The sequence below is a fragment of the Kitasatospora sp. NPDC001309 genome, from assembly GCF_042896295.1.
Classification (GTDB): Bacteria; Actinomycetota; Actinomycetes; order Streptomycetales; family Streptomycetaceae; genus Kitasatospora.
Genome location: NZ_JBIAXC010000044.1, coordinates 20,719 through 35,410 on the forward strand (window position 1 = coordinate 20,719; position 14,692 = coordinate 35,410).

At 75.1% G+C, this 14,692-nt stretch carries 13 protein-coding genes and 1 riboswitch; of the genes, 8 read left to right on the plus strand and 5 right to left on the minus strand.

The features are described 5' to 3' along the window. Positions 1-362 precede the first annotated feature (362 nt). A complete protein-coding gene (locus tag ACFY2K_RS33435; protein ID WP_380644758.1) occupies positions 363-1,490 on the plus strand; it encodes a hypothetical protein in 1,128 nt (375 codons plus the stop codon). A gap of 11 nt (positions 1,491-1,501) precedes the next feature. Here ACFY2K_RS33435 and ACFY2K_RS33440 read toward each other — a convergent pair whose 3' ends face one another. The 4 genes from ACFY2K_RS33440 to ACFY2K_RS33455 form a co-directional block, all read right to left on the minus strand. Then, the gene (locus ACFY2K_RS33440) at positions 1,502-1,963 is read right to left on the minus strand and encodes a GNAT family N-acetyltransferase (protein WP_380530223.1); all 462 of its coding nucleotides are present in this window, start codon (positions 1,961-1,963) and stop codon (positions 1,502-1,504) included. Positions 1,964-1,999: 36 nt separating this feature from the next. Beyond that, positions 2,000-2,746 carry a hypothetical protein gene (locus ACFY2K_RS33445; RefSeq protein ID WP_375892912.1) on the minus strand — a complete coding sequence of 249 codons (747 nt, stop codon included), beginning with the start codon at positions 2,744-2,746 and terminating at the stop codon, positions 2,000-2,002. Between the two features lie 143 nt (positions 2,747-2,889). Continuing rightward, on the minus strand, positions 2,890-3,633 hold the full coding sequence (locus ACFY2K_RS33450) for a sensor domain-containing protein (protein WP_375892910.1): 744 nt from the start codon (positions 3,631-3,633) through the stop codon (positions 2,890-2,892). 113 nt (positions 3,634-3,746) lie between these two features. Then, the gene (locus tag ACFY2K_RS33455) at positions 3,747-4,382 is read right to left on the minus strand and encodes a GNAT family N-acetyltransferase (protein ID WP_387716410.1); all 636 of its coding nucleotides are present in this window, start codon (positions 4,380-4,382) and stop codon (positions 3,747-3,749) included. A gap of 42 nt (positions 4,383-4,424) precedes the next feature. On the opposite strand from ACFY2K_RS33455, the gene ACFY2K_RS33460 reads away from it, so the two are divergent. Beyond that, the gene (locus ACFY2K_RS33460) at positions 4,425-5,357 is read left to right on the plus strand and encodes a hypothetical protein (RefSeq protein ID WP_380594466.1); all 933 of its coding nucleotides are present in this window, start codon (positions 4,425-4,427) and stop codon (positions 5,355-5,357) included. A gap of 58 nt (positions 5,358-5,415) precedes the next feature. Here the strand turns inward: ACFY2K_RS33460 and ACFY2K_RS33465 are convergent, their stop codons facing one another. After that, a complete protein-coding gene (locus tag ACFY2K_RS33465; protein ID WP_380594993.1) occupies positions 5,416-6,279 on the minus strand; it encodes a M23 family metallopeptidase in 864 nt (287 codons plus the stop codon). Positions 6,280-6,291: 12 nt separating this feature from the next. Then, positions 6,292-6,450: riboswitch (cyclic di-AMP (ydaO/yuaA leader) on the minus strand. A gap of 195 nt (positions 6,451-6,645) precedes the next feature. Here ACFY2K_RS33465 and ACFY2K_RS33470 point away from each other — a divergent pair. From ACFY2K_RS33470 to ACFY2K_RS33495, 6 genes are all read left to right on the plus strand, one after another. Continuing rightward, positions 6,646-6,936, plus strand: coding sequence for a YiaA/YiaB family inner membrane protein (locus ACFY2K_RS33470; protein ID WP_380594995.1), 291 nt, complete (start codon positions 6,646-6,648; stop codon positions 6,934-6,936). A gap of 102 nt (positions 6,937-7,038) precedes the next feature. Next, positions 7,039-7,863 carry an alpha/beta fold hydrolase gene (locus ACFY2K_RS33475; RefSeq protein WP_380408015.1) on the plus strand — a complete coding sequence of 275 codons (825 nt, stop codon included), beginning with the start codon at positions 7,039-7,041 and terminating at the stop codon, positions 7,861-7,863. Positions 7,864-7,891: 28 nt separating this feature from the next. Next, entirely contained in the window at positions 7,892-8,473 is a 582-nt protein-coding gene (locus tag ACFY2K_RS33480; protein WP_375892899.1) for a TetR/AcrR family transcriptional regulator, read from the plus strand. A 1,288-nt stretch (positions 8,474-9,761) separates the two neighbouring features. Beyond that, positions 9,762-10,886, plus strand: a complete 1,125-nt coding sequence (locus tag ACFY2K_RS33485; protein WP_387716413.1) for a PP2C family protein-serine/threonine phosphatase — start codon at positions 9,762-9,764, stop codon at positions 10,884-10,886. Positions 10,887-10,917: 31 nt separating this feature from the next. Then, positions 10,918-13,080: a SpoIIE family protein phosphatase gene (locus tag ACFY2K_RS33490; RefSeq protein ID WP_380594997.1), complete on the plus strand. Its 2,163-nt coding sequence runs from the start codon at positions 10,918-10,920 to the stop codon at positions 13,078-13,080. A 321-nt stretch (positions 13,081-13,401) separates the two neighbouring features. Next, on the plus strand, positions 13,402-14,628 hold the full coding sequence (locus ACFY2K_RS33495) for a sensor histidine kinase (RefSeq protein ID WP_380530241.1): 1,227 nt from the start codon (positions 13,402-13,404) through the stop codon (positions 14,626-14,628). Positions 14,629-14,692: the final 64 nt, after the last annotated feature.

Here is a 14,692-nt window from a genome sequence, read left to right on the forward strand (position 1 = left end):
GGCTGCCTACAGTGGCGGCACACTGAAAGGAGGTGATCCTGAGTTGAGTTCCATCAGGATGTGTGAGGTGGCTGCTCGCTAGAGCCGCCCCTGCCTGCGCAGGATGAGGCCCCTGGCCTCCGGCAGGCGAAATCCACAGCAGTCACCCGACCCGCAGGCTCACCGGTACATCCCCGGTGCCTCGGCGTCAGGCCAGTGCACGGGCCTGCGTCGAGGAGCAGCCTGCGGGTCGTCTGCGTTTCCGGCCGCCCGTCGTAGCCGCGGCGCCCCCGGGTCGTTCCCGTGCTGGCGCCGCAGCGCTAGAGTCGGCGCGGCCCCGCGGTGGCGACGGGGCGCAGCGGCGCGAACACAGGGGGTGGGCGATGACGAGGGTGCGGCGACGGGCCGGCGGGTCGGCGCTGCGGACGGCGCAGTGGACGGCCGCCGGGGTGCTGACCGGCACGGGCCTGCTCGGACTGCTGCTGTTCGCGCTCGGCCGGGCCCAGGCCTGGCAGGCGCTCGGCGGCGGCTTGGTGGTGGCGGGCGCCTCGACGGTGCTCGGCGGCGCGCTGGGCTTCCTGTTCGGGGTGCCCCGGGTGAAGAGCGGCTCCGGCGAGCCGCAGGGCTCGTACGCGCCCAACACCAATCTGGAACAGGTCTCCGACTGGCTGACCAAGGTGCTGCTGGGCGTCGGGCTGACCCAGCTCGGCTCGCTCGGTGAACGGCTGCACCAGCTCGGTACGGCGCTGGCGCCCGTGCTGGGCGGGGAGGACGCAGCGGTGCCGTTCGCGGCGGCGCTGGTGCTGTACTTCCTGGTGCTCGGCTTCCTGGCCGGCTGGCTGGTGACCAGGCTGGCGCTGCCCCGGGTGCTGACCGAGACGGACGAGGCGCTGGACCTCTTCCTGGCCGGGCAGGACCGCGACCGGCACGGCGACAAGGTGGGCGCCGACGACCTGCGGGTACGCGCGATGCAGCAGCTCGGCCTGCTCGGTGGCAGCGCGGAGCGACCCGCCGCGCTGGCCGCCCAGTTGCCGCCGTCCTCGGACTCCCCCGCCGGGCCGGACGGCGTGGTGGCGGAGGTCCGCTCGACCGCGACGCGCTCGGCGCTGACCGCCGACCAGGTGCGGGCCCTGTTCGCGGCCGGCTCGGAGGGCCGCCGGATCCAGGCCCTCGCGCTGATGCAGGGCGATCCCTCGCTGGCGGACCTGCCGAGCGTGCTGGAGGCGATCGAGCACCCCCGCTCGGGGTTCGAGCAGTACCACGCGCTGCTGGCCGCCCGGGGCCTGCTCTCCCGGCTGCCGGGCGCCGAGGCGCAGCGGCTGCGGGACGCGGTGGCGGCGCAGTTGGTCGACCCGCAGGGCATTCCGTACGGGTCGGACCGCAGTTGGCTGGCGGAGAAGATACTGTCCCGGCTCCAGGCGGCGGCCTTCGTCCCGGCGCAGCCGACGCCGGTGGCGTCTGCGGCAGTGGCGTCGGCGGCAGTGGCCGTCGACCCGCCGGCGAATCCCTAGCCGGTGAATCCCTAGCCGGTGAACCCCTGGACCGTGAAGCGCAGTTCGGGCTGCGACCAGGGGGTCTTGGGCTGCGGCGGGCGGGTGCCGGTGCGCACGGCGCCCACCTGGAGGTAGAAGCCCTCGGCGGGCGGGTGCGAGACGACCTTGACCGCCGCGATCCCGGCGGCCCGGGCGCGGTCGAGCATGTCGGCGATCAACACCCGTCCGATGCCCAGTCCTTGGGCGTCGTCGGCGACGAACATCAGGTCCAGTTCGGCCGGTTCGTGGATCAGCCCGTAGAAGCCGAGCAGCCGGTCGTCGGTACGGTCCACGGCCATCCGCACCTCGTGGCGCTCGATGTAGTCGGGCCGCACGGCATAGCCGTCGATCATCGCGAAGTACGCACCGCGGTAGGCGGCGGAGGCCTGGATCAGCGCAGTGAGCCGGTCGGCGTCGGCGGGCCGGGCGGGCCGGATCGTGGTCTCGCTCATGCGAGCGAGTATAGGGGCCAACCGGCCCAGTGACCATTACAGGAGTATGGCCGGTTCCGGCCCGCGGGGCCGGCCACGGGCGGCCCGGAGCACCAGGACCCCGCTGGTGCGGCCGCCTTCGTGCGGCACCCGGTGGACCTCGCTGGCGATCCGGCGCTCGCCGAGCGCGTACCGCAGCCGGTCGAGGTGGCCGCAGCGGCGGCCGCGACCGTCGTTCAGCGGCTGGACCCGTACCTCCCCGTCCGCGGCCGTCACCCGGACCAGCTCGGCCAGCGCGGCCAGCTGCCGCTCCGGGCCGAACAGTTCGGGGTAGGCGAAGATCAGGTAGCCGCTCAGGGTGAGTGCGAAGGCGCCGTCCGCGAAGGGCAGCCGGGGCAGCGCGGCGGCCAGGTAGCACTGCGGGTGGGCGGCCGAGTCGGCGGCGAACAGCCGACGGGCGCGGTCCCAGCTGCGCAGGTAGCGGTCCGGGCGGGCGGGGCGGCGCAAGGGGTACAGCTGCGGGCGGGCCGCCATCGCGACGGCCATCGACGCCCGGGCGGCCCGTGCCCGGGCGGCCAGCTCGGGCGGCGGCAGCGCGTACGCCGGGTCGACGGCGATCACCCGACAGCCCAGCTCGCGCGCCTCGGCGGCCAGGCCGGACGTACCGCCCGGGCAGTCCAGCAGCGGGCCGGGCAGGGCGGCGAGCCGGGCGCGGGTCAGGCCGAACAGGGCGCAGTACTCGTCCAGCGGACGGGAGGTGACCAGGACGTCCGGGGCCGGCACGGGGGTGGGGGCGGTCGCCACCCGGCCATCCGAACACGGGGCCGCCCCACCCGCATCCGGAGGGCGTCCGGAGCACGGGCGGGGCGGAGGCAAGACAGAGGCGGGGCGGGGCAGAGGCGGGGGTGGAACGTCAGGGAGCGGGCCGGGAGCGAGCGGGCCGGGCCTCAGCGGCCGAGCAGCCCCCGGGTGGCGGCCCGGTTGACGTTGGTCAGGCCGCGGACCAGCCGCGCGGTGAGGAAGATCAGCAGGACCCCGATCGCCGAGAACGCGGCGATCTGCCAGGTGCCCTCCACGTAGTAGGCGTGCCGGACGTGGTGGCTGTCGGTGAAGTCGAACAGCTGGTACCCGTGCCAGGAGGTGTAGCGCGGGAAGACCCAGTGGTAGAGCGGGTAGAGCGCCATCGCCCAGCCGAGCAGCAGGAACGTCAGCGTGAGGCAGAAGCTGAACACCGCCCAGGGGAACATCACCAGCTGGTACAGCGCGGCCTTCCAGCCCGCCCCGTCGGCCAGCCGTGCGGTGATCGAGCCCCAGCTGCCCGGGCGCACCTGCTGCACCGGCGCCGGGCCGGGCACGTCCAGCGCGAGCATCCCGCGCACCCGGGCCCGCTCGGCCCGGCCGAGGCCCCGGGCGGTGCTGGTCAGGGCGGCCAGCACCGGCAGGCCGAGGACGGTGACGAAGGTGCCGACGCCGAGGCAGAACAGGACGATCGCGACGACGAAGCCGACGATCGCGACCGGCAGCCCGGTGAGCGCGTAGCCGACCTCGCGGTAGTAGTGCCCGGAGAACGGCGCCCGCCAGAAACCGGGCGGCTCCTCGGTGCGGCGGGCCCGGGCCGGACGGGCCCCGTCGTCGCCGTAACCGCCCGCGGCGTCCCACCCCTGACCCAGCGTGCTGCCGCTGCTGCTCATCTCCCGGTCCCCGGCCCCTCGTTGTCGTGGTCTTCCGTACTCGCTGACGTGGTCAAGTCTGGCCGAGGCGGGGCCCGGCGGGTATCGGGCCGACCGGCGGATCGGGGGTGGGGTTAACCCCCCTGCCCGGCCTCGCGCCCCTGCCCGGCTCCCGGGCGCGGCGCGGGCGGGCCGGACCACTCGTCGGCGAGCAGCGAGTAGCGGTACGAGTCGCGCCAGGCGCCGCCCTTGTACAGGTCGTGCCGGACACGCCCCTCCAGCCGGAAGCCGAGCCGGGTGAGCACCTTGGCCGAGGCCGTGTTCTCCACGTCGACCCGGGCGGCCAGCCGGTGCAGGCCGAGCGCCCCGAAGGAGAACTCGCAGAGCAGTCCGGTGATCTCGCCCGCGTAGCCGCGGCCCCACACCGGGCGGCTCAGCACGTAGCCGAGGCGGGCCGAGCGGTACTCGCCGAGGGTGAGGGCGGCGTGCGCGACCGGCAGCGCGTCCTCCAGGTCCCCGGCGTCCCCGGCGTCCCCGGCGTCCTCGCGCCGGACGACGGCGAGCCGGTAGACGCCCCGCTCCTCGGCCATCGCCTCCTCCAGGTAGAGCTCGATCTGGTCGGCGCAGGTCTCGCGGTCGCGCGGCTCGAAGGGGAGGTAGCGGGTCACCTCCGGGTCGCCGTACAGCGCGTGCAGCGCGTCCACTTCCTCCGGGGTGTGGCGGTACTCGCGGAGGGCGAGTCTGGGGCCGGTGAGGCGTACGGGGACCATGGCTGCCGACCCTACCCGCGTCCGGCGGCTACCGTTCGGAACATGAACGACGAAGACCTGCGGCTCGCCCCGCGCACCAGGGCCGCCGACCTGCTCGCCTGGGCGGCCGGCCAGGACCGCGCGCCGGTGGCCGAAGCGCCGCTGCGCGCGGTGCTGGCGCTGCTGGAGCTGGGCGGGGGCAGGATGCACGACGGCTGGCCCGAACTCACCTCCGACGAGGTGGAGCACCTGCTGTACGAGCGGCTCCACCTCTACGTCCAACCCGCGCCGGAGCAGGACCCGCTCGCCTACGGCGAGGCCGTACGGCTGCTGGTCGACCACCAGCGGGCCGCGAAGCGGCTCAACGCCAAGCGCCAGGAGCGGCTGCACGCCGAGGCCGAGTGGCAGGGCGAGGTCGCGGCCGGGCTGCTGCACCGCGCCGACCTGGTGACCTGGCCCCGGCTGTACGCGGTGCTGCTGCACGCCCACGGGGTGGACGTGACGGACCCGGCGGCCGTCCGGGACTGGCTGGCGGGCTTCGCCGCGCTCGACGAGGAGCAGCGGCTGGCCGGGTACGAGGCGCTGACCACGACCGGCTGGCTGGACGAACCGGACGAGCAGGGCTGGGGGCCGGGCCGGGTGCTGTCCGTCGGCATGGCCACCGACGGCGCGCGGCTGCTGCTGGAGCAGGGCCTGATGCGGCGCAGCTACCGCAACCTGGCCGAGCTGAACGCGTTGGGGCGCCCGATGCCGGACGAACTGACCGGTGGCTTCGAGGAGTTCGAGGCGGCGGCGGCCGAGGCGGCGCTCGACCTGCTCGGCGAATGGACGGTGCCCGGGCTGCCGCGCCTGCTGGTGGAGGAGTTCCCGGAGCTCGCGCCGGAGCCGGGAGCGGCCGAGATCGACGCCTACCTGGCGCAGCTGCCCGCGGAGGAGCAGGAGGAGCAGGAGGAGCCGGAGGGGTCGGAGGAGCCTCAGGAGCAGGAGCAGCAGTGAGCCGACGTGGCAGGGCCCCGGGCGTGCGCCGCCCGGGGCCCTGCCACGTCCGTCGGTCCTACGGGGTGAGGCCGCGCTGCTGGAGCCAGGTCTCCGGGTCGACCGGGGCGCCGCCGCCGGGGCGGACCTCCAGGTGCAGGTGCGGGCCGGTGACGTTGCCGGTCGCGCCGACCTTGCCGATCTGCTGGCCGGCGGTGACCTTGCCGGAGCCCTTGATGATCGAGGAGAGGTGGCAGTACCAGATCTCGGTGCCGTCGGGCAGGGTCTCGACGATCCGGTAGCCGTACGAGCCGGACCAGCCGGCCGAGGTGACGGTGCCCTGGCCGACGGCGTAGACCGCGGTGCCGGTGTCGGCCGCGAAGTCCAGGCCGGTGTGCAGGTGGGCCCAGTAGCGGGCGCTCTGGCCGTAGTGGGCGGAGAGGTCGTAGTCCTTGACCGGCAGGGTGAGGGCGGCGGCCTTGGCCCGCTCGGCCTCCTCGGCGGCGCGCTTGGCCTCCGCCTCCTTGGCGGCGGCCTTGGCCTCGGCCTCCTGGGCGGCCTGGACCCGGGCGCCCTCCTCGGCGGCGGTGCGCTGGCTGTCGGCCTGCTGCTGGATCCGGGCGGCGAGCGCGAGGCCGGGGTCGGCGGCCAGGGCGACCGTCTCGTCCGGGGCCTCGACGGCGGGCGCGGCGGCCGGGGTCGCGGAGGCGAAGCCGGTGGCGCCCAGGGTGGCGGCGACGGCGGTGACGCCGAGCAGCGGGGAGGCGCCGCGGGTCTGACGCGGCATCCGGTGGCGGTTGGCCTCGGCTTCCGGGGCGTACGGCTCGGCCGGTCCGGCGGACCCGCCGTCGCGGGGCTCGGCACCGTGCGGGCCGGGGTGGTCGAGGAGCCGGGTACCGGCTGCGGGGCCGGCCGGGTGTGCCGGGGTGTGCGTCGACGCCACGGAGGCGCGCTCCTTTCCTTCCTTCGCGCCTACCGGGTTAGCTGACGGGTTCGGAGCAGGAAGGTCTCCTACGGCCGGGCCGGAGCCCCGCCGATTCACCCCAAGGAACGTGGTTCCCCGGCTCCCTGACCTGCCCGGAGGCCGGTCGGTGGGATTAGGCGACGGCGCACGGTGCCGTCTGGGTACGGCATTGACGACCGCGCTGCGTTATCAGACGTTAATCCTAGGACGCTCCGATTCCAAGCCATCCGCTCGGGGTCGCTGGGAACAGGTGATCGGACGTCAACGAACGACCCCTCAGCCACCCGGCCCATCTGAGTACTCCTACTCATGTGCGACCCGGCCGCCCCGCCGCATCCTGGCGCCATGAGCACACCGATGCAGTCACGGACCACGGCCGCGTACTTCGTCCAGGCCGTCCTCTCCTTCGCCCTCTCCGGCACCGCCCTCGCCGCCGGGATCGCCTACCTGCCGGTCGGCGGCTGGACCCGGGCCTTCCTCGGGATCGGCCTCCTCTACACCGTCACCTCCTCGTTCACGCTGGCCAAGGTGGTCCGGGACCGGCAGGAGTCCTCGGACACCGTCGCCCGGGTCGACCAGGCCCGGCTGGAGAAGCTGCTCAGCGAGCACGACCCCTTCCGGATCGAGGGGGCGTGAACGGAAGGGCGCCCCCGGTACCGGCCGGACGCTTGACGGCTAAGGCTATTAGCCTTAGCTTTATGGCTACAGGCAGAAACGAGCGAGTCGGCGGAGGCCACCATGAACGGCACCAGCACCCCGAGCACCCAGTACCTCGACGTCCCCGGCGGCCGCCTCGCCTACGACGACACCCGGCAGGGCGACGGCACCCCCGTCGTCCTCCTCCCCGGAATGCTCGACTCCCGCCGCGCCTACCGGCACCTGCACCCGCTGCTCACCGCCGCCGGCCACCGGGTCGTCACCATGGACCTGCGCGGCTTCGGCGACTCCTCGATCGTCTGGGACGACTACGGCCCCGCCGCCGTCGCCACCGACGTCCTCGCCCTGCTCGACCACCTCGGCATCGAACGGGCCGTCCTGGTCGGGCAGTCCTACACCGGGGCGACGGTCGTCAAGGTCGCCGGCGACGCACCCCAGCGGGTCGCCGGGATCGCCCTGATCGACGCCTTCGTCGAACACCGCGCCAACGCCCTCATGCAGGGCGTCATGGTCGTCATGGGCGCCGCCATGGTCCGGTGGCCCGGCGTCTGGGGCTTCTACCTGCGCAAGATGGCCTACCCCGGCCCCCGCCCCGCCGACCTCGACGGCTACGTCGACGGACTCGTCGCCGCCCTGCGCACCCCCGGCCGGCGGACCGCCACCCGCGGCCACGTCACCGGCGACTCCGCACCCGTCGGCTGGTGCGCGGCCGTCCGCTGCCCGGCCCTCGTCCTCATGGGCAGCAAGGACCCCGACTTCCCGAAGCCCGAGGCCGTCGCCGACCTCCAGGCCGAGAAGCTCGGCGCCCGCAAGGTGATGATCGAAGGGTCCGGGCACTACCCGATGGCCGACAACCCGCAGGCCGTCGCCGACGCCCTGCTGCCCTTCCTCGCCGAACTCGCCTGAACCCCCGCCCGTACGGAGAAACGAAGCCATGCCCCGCGTAGGACTGACCCCCGATCAGGTCGTCGACCACGCCCTCGCCCTCATCGACGACCAGGGCGGTGAAGCCCTCACCCTCGCCTCCGTCGCCACCCGGGCCGGCGTCGCCACCCCCTCGCTGTACAAGCACGTCAGCGGCGGACTCGGCGAACTACGGCGCCTCATCGCCGTCCGGGTCACCGAGGAGCTCGCCGACCGGCTCGCGGACGCCGCCGTCGGCCGCAGCGGGGACGACGCCGTCACCGCCGTCCTACGCGCCTACCAGGCCTACGCCACCGCGCACCCCCACCGCTACGCCGCCCTCCCCCAGGCACCCCAGCCCGACGACGACCTCACCCGCGCCGCCACCCGGCTCGTCGGCGTCATCATCGCCGTCCTCCGCGGCTACGGCCTCGACGGCCCCGAAGCCATCCACGCCGCCCGCACCGTCCGCTCCCTCGCCCACGGCTTCGCCTCCCTCTCCATCGCCGGCGCCTTCCAACTCGCCGAGGACCTCACCACCACCCACGACCGCCTCATCACCACCCTCACCACCGCCCTCCACACCTGGCCCGGCACCGCCACCCCCGCCTGACCACCCCGGGCCCACCCCCACCCGCACAGCACCTGAGCGGCGCAGGAAGTCGGCCCGGCCGACTTCTGGTGCGGCGGGGCTGCCGGTCGGCCGACTTCTCGCGACCGCAACCCCGCGAAACCGCACCGCAGAAGCCCACCGGAGCGGAGCCCGGACCGCGCGCAGGAAGTCGGCCCGGCCGACTTCCAGTGGCGCGGGCTGCTGATCGGTCGACCTGAGCGGGCAACGGCCGCCAGCCCATCGACCACCCGCGGGGCCGGAGTAGTGCGCAGGAAGTCGACCTGGCCGACTTCCTGCGCAACACCACGTAGGCAGGGGGCCTACAGGGCGACCGGCACACGCACCTCGGGCCACAGAGGAACGCGGCGGCGTCGGCGGGCGCACCAGAAGTCGGGCCCACCAACTTCCCGCGCTCGCCGCTCCCACGGAACCCCATCGCAGAAGCCCCCAGGGCAGAGCCTGGGCCACGCATTGGAAGTCGAGCCGGCCGACTTCCAGTGGCGCGAGGCTGCCAGCTAGGCCGGGGAAGCGCACAGGAAGTCGACCTGGCCGACTCCTGGCGAGGCGAGGTTGCCCGCTGGGCCGGCGCGGCCGGGGGAGACTGGCCGACTTCCTGCGCAGCACCACGTAGGCAAGGGGCCTACAGGGCGACCGGCCGCGGGCCTCGGGGGCGGAGAAGCGCTGCGGCATTGGTGGGCGCACCAGAAGTCGGCCCTATCGACTTCTCGTGCGAGGCCGGTCGAGAAGGAGCCCGGCGGGGACGACCGGGGCAGCCGAAGGGCGCGGCTCTGCCGATCGGCAGGATCAGGCGGGCGCCTCGGCGAGGAGGCCGGTCTCTCCCACAGGCGGGGGCTGTGCGCAGGAAGCGGCGGAGGGAGCACGGAGCTGCGGGCTTTGCCGGGTGACGGGCAGCCGAGAGGCGGCGGCAAGAAGCGGCGCGCCAGAAGTCGGGCGGGCCGACTTCTGGCGACAGCGGGTTGCCTGGTTGTCGAGCCGCTGGGGCGAGGGCATCGCCGTAAGGAACCGCAGCAGTGTCGGCGGCCGGCGCCCAGGTGCGCACCGGAAGTCGGGTGGGCCGACTTCTGGTGCGCGTGGGGCCGGAACGGGCTTGGTGGAGACGGGTGGAGCCCAGCAGTGGGCACCTCGGGGGAGGAGGGTTGCGGGGCGGCAGGCGGGGGCGGGTGGGAGTGGGAACTGCGCTGAGGGGGGTGGGAGGGGAGGGGTTAGTGTGGCCGGGCTGACTGGTGGTCATGACAGGGGACCGCCCACGCCTTCGCGGAGGTTCCGGGTGCCCGCACTGATAGCGAGGGTGCGGCGGTGGTACGGCCGGGTGCTGGACGGGGACGTCCGGGCCGGGCGGGTGGCGCTGGGGGTGCTGCTCGGGGTGACGGTGGTGCTGGGGGTGCTGCCGGTCCTGTTGCCGTACGGGTGGCCGCCGTCGGCGCTGGTGCTGCCGGTGGTGGGTGGCGGGCTGGTGCTGCGGCGCGGGCAGTTGCGGGTGCTGGTGTGCGCGGCGCTGGCGGGCGGTCTGCTGGGGGCGGTGGTACAGGATCCGCACGGGGTGCGGCTGGGGGTGACGCTGGTGGTGGCGGCGACGGGGGCGACGGTGCTGACCGCGAACCGGTTCCGGGACCGGCTGGGACTGCGCGGCACCCAGGGCGATTCGATGCTGCTGGAGCTGGCGGAGCACAACCGGGCCCTGGCCCGGCTGCCGGAGCGGCTGCTGGACTGGCACTTCGACAGTGCGCTGGCCCCGGCGGGCGGCACGTCGTTCTCCGGGGACTTCTTGCTGTGCGCCCACCGGCCGGAGGAGGACCTGCTGGAGCTGGTCCTGGTGGACGTGTCGGGCAAGGGCAGTCGGGCGGCGGCCCGGTCGACGCACCTGTCGGGGGCGTTCGCGATGCTGCTGGGCCGGGTGCCGCCGGAGGCGTTCCTGCCGGCGGCCAACGACCACCTGGTGCGGATGGGCTGGGAGGACGACTTCGCCACGGCCGTGCACCTGGCGCTGCACCCGGCGACGGGCCGCTACCGCCTGTTCAACGCGGGCCACCCGCCGCCGGTGCGGTTCTGCCGCCGGGCGGGCTGGGTGCCGTCGGAGCACGGCGGTCCGGCGCTGGGGCTGGTGCCGGGGGCGCCGTACCCGGGGGCGTCGGGGCGGCTGGCGTACGGGGATTCGCTGCTGCTGTTCAGCGACGGCCTGGTGGAGGTGCCGGGCCGGGACCTGGACGAGGGGGTGGGCCGGCTGTTGGCGGCGGCCGAGCCGGAGGTGCGCACCAATCCGCCGCAGCGGCAGGCGGTCCGGGGGGCGGCGGGCCGGCTGGTGGAGGCGGTGGCACAGGACGTCGCGGACGACCGGACCCTGGTCCTGGTGCGGCGGCTGAGAGCGACCGCGGACCACGGAAATGGGGTATGAAGATTTGGTGTCCTCTCCCGTTCGTAGTCCGATGCGCTGCGTGCGCCTGCTGCTCGGCTGCACCAGCGCCGCCGAGCTGCTCGGCACCGTCCTCGCCGAGGGCCCGAACTGGATCACCGGCGAGGGCTCCGCGCTGTACCTGCTGGACCCCGCCGGGATGCTCCGGCTGACCGCCTCGCACGGGCTGCCGGACTGGGCGCACGAGCGCTACGGCCTGGTCGACCCGGCCGGCGAGCTGCCCGCCGCGATGGCGCTGCGGCTGCGCCGCCCGTACCTGCTCAGCCCGGAGCACACCAGCGTCGACTACCCGAACCGGAACGCCGGCATGGGCACCGGGATGGTCGCCGTGGTCAGCCTGCCGCTGGTGGTGGACGAGCGGCCGATCGGCGTGCTGGCCCTCGCCCTGGCGCACCGGGGCACCGTCCCGGGGCGCGACCTGGACGTGCTGGAGACGATCGCCGGGGCCTGCGCCCACCGGCTGCACCACCTGCTGGACCACGTCCTCGACCACACCGGCGACCGCACCGGAAACCGCACCGCGGAGCGGCCCCCGACCGCCCCGACCGCCCCGGACGCCGCCCTGGCCCACCCGCTGCTGTCGCTCGCGGTGCGGGCCGCCGGGCACGGCGCCTTCGAGCGCGACCTGGTCACCGGGGAGAGCTACTGGGACGCGGCCGCCTTCGCGGTGGCCGGCCGGCCCGTCGACCCGGACGGGACCGCCCCGGAGCTGGAGCGGATCGTCCACCCCGAGGACCTGCCGGACGTCCAGGCGGCCCTGGCGGAGGCGCTGGCGAGCGGGGGCCGCTACCGGATCGGCTACCGGATGCTGCGCCGGGGCGGGAAGGTCGCGCGGGTCGAGGAGTCCGGCGAGGTGATGCTGGACGTGCACGGCCGCCCGGTGCGCATGGCCGGGCTGATCGCCGACGTGGAGCACCGCCGGGCGCGGGACGCCGAGCCGCCGCACGACCCGGCCGGGGCCCGGACGGCCCTGCTGCTGTCGCTGACCCGGGCGCTGTCCCGGGCGGTGACCGTCCGGGACGTCACCGCCGCCGTCACCGACGTGGCCCGTCCGGCGCTCGGCGCCGCCAGCATCGTGCTGGACCTGGTGGACGAGGGCCGGCTGCTGCCGGTCTCGCACACCGTGTACGGCGGACCGCGCCGGGCCGAGCTGACCCGGCTGGCGGACCTCTCCGAGCAGGTGATGCAGCACTCGCTGGCCCGCTCGGCCCCGCTGTTCAGCCAGCCCGGTGGCGGACCGGTGCGGCCGGACGCCCCGGCCGCCTGGGCGGTGCTGCCGCTGGTCGCCTCCGGTCGGCAGGTCGGCTCCTGCCTGATCACCTTCGCCACCGAGCGCGCGTTCGGCCGCGCGGACCGCACCCTGTACTCGACCTTCGCCGGCATCCTCGCGCAGTCCCTGGAGCGGGCCCGGCTGTACGACACCCACCACCACCGGGCCGGTGAACTCCAGCGCGCGATGCTCCCGCGCACCCTGCCCCGGCTGCCGGGGATCGCCAGCGCCGCCCGCTACCTGCCGAGCACCGAGGGCATGCAGATCGGCGGCGACTGGTACGACCTGCTGAAACTGCCGGACGGCCGGATCGGGCTGGTCATCGGCGACGTGCAGGGCCACAACGCCGAGGCGACCGCCGTGATGGGCCAGCTGCGCAGCGGCCTGCGGGCGTACGCCACGGACGGGCACGACCCGGCGGCGACCCTGGCCCGGACCAGCCGGCTGCTGTCCGAGCTGGACACCGAGCTGTTCGCGACCTGCCTCTACCTGACCCTGGACCCGGCCGACGGCAGCCTGACCGCGGCCCGGGCCGGCCACCCGGCACCGGTACGGATCGCCGCCGACGCCACGGCCGTCGAGCTGGAGCTGCCGGGCGGCCCGCCGCTGGGCGTGGACCCGGGGCAGCCGTACCCGCTGGCCACCGGCCGGCTGGCGGGCGGCGAGACCCTGCTGGTCTACACGGACGGGCTGGTCGAGGACCGGGAGGAGGACTACGACGAGTCGGTGCACCGGATGATCGGCGGGCTGGAGCTGTGGGCCCGGCAGACCGGCCCGGAGCGGATCGGCGCGGCCCCCGCGCTGGAGCGGCTGGCCGACCTGCTCACCCTGAACGTGACCGAGCGCCGCTCCCGGCCGGACGACGTGGCGCTGCTGCTCCTGCACCGGATGCCGCCCGAGGCCTGACACCCGAAGCCCGGCACCCGGCACCCGGCACCCGAGCCCGGCACCTGACGGCGCGCGCTCCTGCACCTGATGACGCCGGTTCGGCGACACCGTGCACACGGGCCCCACACATCACGGGACGCGAACCGGCCACCACGCGCCACATCGAGGGGGGTCGAAAGACCCTGGACGAACGATCGGACGGCTTGTCAGGGCCCCGCGATCGCGGTCGAACGACGCGGGAACGGCGGCGTATTGACTCGATATTGACGAGATCCAGTCACATGGCGAGATCCGTTCACACCTTCGTAGGATCATCGCCCTAGAATTCGCGGCGTGACGATGACTCAGTGGTGCGCAACGGCTACCGGCGTGCTCGCCGTCCTCGCCCTCGTGGCCGCCGCGCGGTACCGCGCCGTGTCCGTCACCCAGCGCGGCCGGGCCGACCGGCTGGCGGGCGAGCTCGCCCGGCTCCAGGAGCAGCTGGCCGCCGAACTCTCCCGCCGGGGCGCCGACCTGGCCGCCGTCCAGCAGGAGCAGGAGCTCACCGCCTCCAGCCAGCGGGCCTTCCTCAGCGTCGCCCGCCGGATCCTGGTCATGGCCCACGACCAGCAGGCCCTGCTCGACGAGATGGAGCGCACCCACGACGACCCGGCGCTGCTGGAGGGCCTGCTCAAGGCCGACCACGCCGCCGCCCAACAGGCCCGGCTGGCCCAGACCCTGGCCGTGCTGTGCGGCGCCCGGGCCGGGCGGCACTGGCCGGAGCCGGTGTCGCTGGAGGACGTGGTGCGCGGCGCCCAGTCGCGGATCCTGCCGTTCCAGCGGGTGGTCGTCCGCAGCCGGATCGAGACCGCGGTGGTCGGCGCGGCCGCCGAGGCGCTGATCCACGCCATCGCCGAACTGCTGGACAACGCGACCCGCTACTCCCCGCCCAGCACCCAGGTGTTCGTCACCCTGATGCCGGTGCACAACGGCGCGGTCATCGAGATCGACGACGGCGGCGTCGGCATGCCGGAACAGGCCGTCGCCAAGGCCGCCGCCGCCCTCGCCGGGGGCAGCAGCCTGGAGGTCTCCCGGCTCGGCGAGGTGCCCCAGCTGGGGCTGGCCGCCGTCGGCCGGCTCGCCGAGAGCTACGGGTTCCGGGTCACCCTCAGCTCGGCGCCCTCCCCGTACGGCGGCGTGCGCGTGGTCCTGCTGCTGCCGAACGCCCTGCTCACCGAGCCGCTGCCGCCCACCGTGCCCGGACTCGGGCCGGACGACCGGGCGTTCACCCCCGACCCCCGGCCGCTCGCCGGCCCCGACCACCCCGGCGCCGTTCACCCGCTGGTGGAGGCCCCGCCCACCAGCCGGGCCCCGGCGGCCGACACCCCTCCGCCGCTGCCCCGCCGGAGCCACCGGCGCGACCGTGCGAACCGACCCGCCCAGCACGCCGCTCCCCCACCCGCGCCCGAGCCGCCGTACCGCTCGGCCCGGGACGCCCAGGCGTTCATGGCGATGTTCCAGGCCGGGACGGCCAGCGGCCGGTCGGCCGCCCGCACCCGGGCCCAGGGCCCGCCCGGCCCGCACTGAGCCGGCCCGGCCCGCACCGAGCCCGCACCGAGCCCGCTCCCGTCCCGCTCCCCCGACCTCCCCC

What these genes read in the sequence shown, in the direction of transcription:
- ACFY2K_RS33435 (WP_380644758.1), top strand. Translation starts at nt 363, where the DNA reads ATGACGAGGGTGCGGCGACGGGCCGGCGGGTCGGCGCTGCGGACGGCG.
- ACFY2K_RS33440 (WP_380530223.1), bottom strand. Translation starts at nt 1,963, where the DNA reads ATGAGCGAGACCACGATCCGGCCCGCCCGGCCCGCCGACGCCGACCGG.
- ACFY2K_RS33450 (WP_375892910.1), bottom strand. Translation starts at nt 3,633, where the DNA reads ATGAGCAGCAGCGGCAGCACGCTGGGTCAGGGGTGGGACGCCGCGGGC.
- ACFY2K_RS33455 (WP_387716410.1), bottom strand. Translation starts at nt 4,382, where the DNA reads ATGGTCCCCGTACGCCTCACCGGCCCCAGACTCGCCCTCCGCGAGTAC.
- ACFY2K_RS33460 (WP_380594466.1), top strand. Translation starts at nt 4,425, where the DNA reads ATGAACGACGAAGACCTGCGGCTCGCCCCGCGCACCAGGGCCGCCGAC.
- ACFY2K_RS33470 (WP_380594995.1), top strand. Translation starts at nt 6,646, where the DNA reads ATGAGCACACCGATGCAGTCACGGACCACGGCCGCGTACTTCGTCCAG.
- ACFY2K_RS33475 (WP_380408015.1), top strand. Translation starts at nt 7,039, where the DNA reads ATGAACGGCACCAGCACCCCGAGCACCCAGTACCTCGACGTCCCCGGC.
- ACFY2K_RS33480 (WP_375892899.1), top strand. Translation starts at nt 7,892, where the DNA reads ATGCCCCGCGTAGGACTGACCCCCGATCAGGTCGTCGACCACGCCCTC.
- ACFY2K_RS33490 (WP_380594997.1), top strand. Translation starts at nt 10,918, where the DNA reads ATGCGCTGCGTGCGCCTGCTGCTCGGCTGCACCAGCGCCGCCGAGCTG.
- ACFY2K_RS33495 (WP_380530241.1), top strand. Translation starts at nt 13,402, where the DNA reads ATGACTCAGTGGTGCGCAACGGCTACCGGCGTGCTCGCCGTCCTCGCC.